This is a genomic window from Angustibacter aerolatus, from assembly GCF_054776675.1.
Map to the genome: position 1 here is coordinate 1 of NZ_BAAHBM010000152.1, position 3799 is coordinate 3799.

1 protein-coding gene is annotated in these 3799 nt (G+C 77.2%); it reads right to left on the reverse strand.

Going from position 1 to position 3799, the window contains the following annotated elements:
* A partial coding sequence (locus tag ACYVI6_RS18240; RefSeq protein ID WP_460447722.1) for a DUF6603 domain-containing protein occupies positions 1–3799 on the reverse strand: 3799 nt, incomplete at both ends.

Sequence of the window (3799 nt, forward strand, 5' to 3'; positions counted from 1 at the left end):
CGCAGCAGCTCCGCGGAGACGCTGGTGCCCCGGACCGCGGGCGCCGCGCCCGACGGCAGGTCGCGGACGGCGCGCGGCGCGGTGGCCGTGAGCAGCCCGAGCAGCCGAGGGGGCCGCACCGCCGACGACGCGGTCGTCGGTGGCGTCACGACCGTCGCCGCCACGGCCGGGGCCGGGCCACCGAGCCCCTCCCCGAGCGAGCCGAGCAGCACCGGCGCGCCCAGCGCGGCCGACCCGGTGGCGAACGCGAGCCGGGTGCGGCCGCCGGCCACCAGCAGCCGCCAGGCCAGCGGGTCGCCGTCCAGACCCGTTGCGGCGCGGGCGCTGTCGATCGTCGCGGCGAGCAGCGCCGACCCGGCGAGCACGCTCGACACGGTCGTGGCCCGGCCGCCCGGCAGCAGCGGCAGCACGCGACGCGGCCCGGTCTCGACCTGCCGGTACGGGATGTCGGGCGGCGGCGTCTCGCCGGGCCCGGTGCCGGGCACGCGGGCGGACGCGGTGAGCTGCACGCGGTCGGCGGCCGAGAGCACGTCGCCGGCCGGCACCGTCGGGTTCGTCAGGTCCTGCGCCGCACCCCAGGCGCCGATCGGGAACGCGCCGTCCAGCAGCGGCTGCACGCCGAGCTCGCCCACCCGGTCGGCGGCCGAGGTGTCCGGGCCGCCCGCGCCGGCACCGCTCGTGAGGCGCGGCCGCACCCGCAGCAGCAGCAGCGGGGTGGCCCGGCCGTCGGCGCCCATCGGCGCGACCGACAGCGTGTGGCTGACGGCGAGGTCCGTGGGCGTCGCGTCCCCGGAAGCCAGCTGCCGCAACGGGATCGTCGAGGTCAGGGTCGCGGTGAACTCGGCGACGACCACGAACGGACGGTCCGGCTGCCCGTCCGGCGAGGTGTCGCCGCCGGCGGCCGCCCCGCCCGCGGGCGGCACCGAGCCGGCGAGCGTGACGGCGGTCAGCGCGCGCGCCGTGCCGGTGGCGGCCTCCTCGAGGTACTTGGCCACGAACGCCGCCCACGACAGCGGGTCCGGCAGGTCGTCGCTCGGCCCGATCTCGAAGGTCAGGCCCACCGGACCGACCTCGAAGCGCGCGACCACGTGGAAGTCCGGACCGGTCACCCGCAACCGCGCCGACAGGTGCACGCTGATCGTGATCTCGGCGAACCAGAGGTCGATCGTGACGCCGGCGTCGATCGACGCGTACACCGTCACGTCCAGGTGGAACGGGTCGAAGGAGACGATGCCGTCGGCGCCGAACACCAGGTGCGCCCACGCCGGCCCGAGCTGGGCGTGCACCTCCGTCTTCATGCCCGCCATCAGGGCCTCGGACGTCAGCGCGAAGTACGACTCCCCCGTCACCCGGACGACGTCGCCGATCCCCCACGTCAGCCCCAGCCGCGGCACCACCGGGTACCCGTCGTGGTGGAAGTCGGGGTGGTACCCGCCGAGCGTCAGGACGAACTGGCCGCGGTTCGGGCCGCCGAACCACGCCGCGAAGGCGAAGCCGCCGGTGAGCCGGACGGCGGGCGCGATGATCCACGAGTTGTCGGTCAGCTGGGCCTGCACCAGCACGACGCCCTCGCGGGTCGAGACCCTGGCCACCAGGGCCAGCTCGATGCTGACGAGCGGCAGCTCGGGGCGCGGCAGGGCCATCCGGGCCAGGCCGAGGACGTCGAGCTCGAAGCCGTCGCCGAACGAGACCGCCACCACGACGACGCCGTCCACCAGCGCGAACGACGTGAACGAGATGCCGGCCGCGAACCAGAACCGCCCGCGGGAGGCCGGGAAGAACTGCCGGGCCTGCTCGAGCTCGGCGAACGGGTCGCCCGACCGAGCCGCCGGGTCGAGCGCCTTGATGAGCGGGAAGTCCGCGAAGTGCGACAGGTCGGCCGGGACGACGAGCCCGCGGTTGACGCCGAACCCGCCGCCGATGCCGGTGACGAAGAAGGCCGGCGGGCCGCCGATCGGCCCGTTCACCGCGCCGAACAGGAACAGCGCCGAGTAGCGGTCGCCGACCGGGCCGACCTCGCCGAATCCGCCGTACACGGTGAGGCCGTAGACGCCGAGCCGGGCCAGCAGCATCCCGAGGTACTCGACACCGCCCTCGCTCGGCGTGAACCGGCGCAGCCCGCCGGCGAGCGTCAGCCCCGCGACGTCCGCCGTCACCGCGAACCCTGCGACGTCGACCACCCAGCGGGTCGGGTCGAACGGCGAGCCGGTGCCCGCCACCTGGTACGTCAGCGACAGGTCGTCGACCGAGGCCGACAGGCCGAACAGCGAGACCCGGCCGTCGACCAGCACCGAGATGCTGGTGACCGTGCTGCCGTCCTGCCCGACGCCGAGCCCCACCTGCTCCAGGTAGATCGGGCCGAACTCGCGCTGCACGGCCAGCCACCACGGGCCGCCACCCGAGCCGGCGGAGAAGCTCACCCGCACGTCGCCGCCCGGCGGTCGCTGCACGGCGAGCGACGGGCTGAAGCGCGGCGCAGGCCCGCCCTGCGCCCCACCCGAGCCGCCGGACGGCATCACCCCGCGCGCGACGCCGTTGTCGCCGCCGCTGGCACCGGCCAGCGGGACGGCGATGCCGGCGAGCTCGACCCGCGCGCCGCCGCCGAGCTGCAGCCCGCCGTCGTCCCGCACGACGCCGAAGCCCAGCAGCGACACCGCGTCGATCGCGAGGAACGAGTCGACGAGCGGACCGGACGCCCGCGACAGCTGCACCCCGACGCCGCCGACGACGAGGCCGGGCGCGAACGCGATGCCGCCGTCCGAGGTCAGCCGCACCGCCTCCAGGGTGATCCCCGCCGGCACGCTCGGCGCGATCCACGACGCGTCGGTGACCAGCGACACCTGCACGTCGCCGCCCGGGTTCAGCACCCAGCGCGCGCCCTGCACCGCGATCGTGAGCCCGAGCACGGGCTCGGCGTCGGCGCTCCGGGTGACGCGGACCGCGAGGGTGCCGTCGATCACCAGCGGGGTGGTCATGGCGTCCGCGGCGTTCGCGACGAGCCGCACCAGCCGGCCGAGCAGCAGCTCGGGGTCGGCGACCGCGTCGGTGAGCGCGGGGTCGACGCCGAGGGCGGGGGCGGTGCGCAGCAGCACGCCGTCGAGCAGCGTCGCGAGCGAGGCCGTGCCGAGCACCGGGTGCGTGAGCGCGTCGTGGACGGCGTCGACCGACAGCACGACACCGCCGGCCAGGTCGAGCACCGCCCCGACGACGGCGAGGACGACGTCGTCCGGTGCGCTCGACGGCGCGGCGGTGCGGGGTCCCCCGCCGGAGAGCAGCTCGAGCCCGGGCGCGCCGCCCACGTGCACCCGGGCGAGCAGCCGGTGCGCGCCGGCGCCCAGCCCGAGGTCGACGAGCGGCGCGGGCAGGCTGGTGCCGGCCTGCACCCGGGCCGACGGCGAGAGCACCAGCACGCCGAGGTCGGCCAGCTCGAGCGGGGCCGGCCCGAGCAGCTCGTCGAGCAGCGCGACGCCGTCGCCACCGACCCGCAGCCCGGCCGTCACCGCGCCGACCCCGGGGACGCCGGCCACCGCCACGGCCGCGTCGAGCGTGCCGGTGCCGGGGGTCCAGCCCAGCACCACCTGCTGCGTCGGCGGGCCGAGCACGACCTGCACCCGCCCGGCGGCACTGGTCACCGACCGGGTCGGCGCGCCGCCGAGCACCGACTCGACGGCCTCGACCAGGGCCGTCAGCCCGGCCGCCGCGACGGTCGCCGCCCGCGCCTGCAGGGCCTCGGCCGGCCGGGCGGCGAACGCCTGCAGCGCCGGGCCGTCGAAGACCGCGGGCGCGCCGGTCGCCAGCC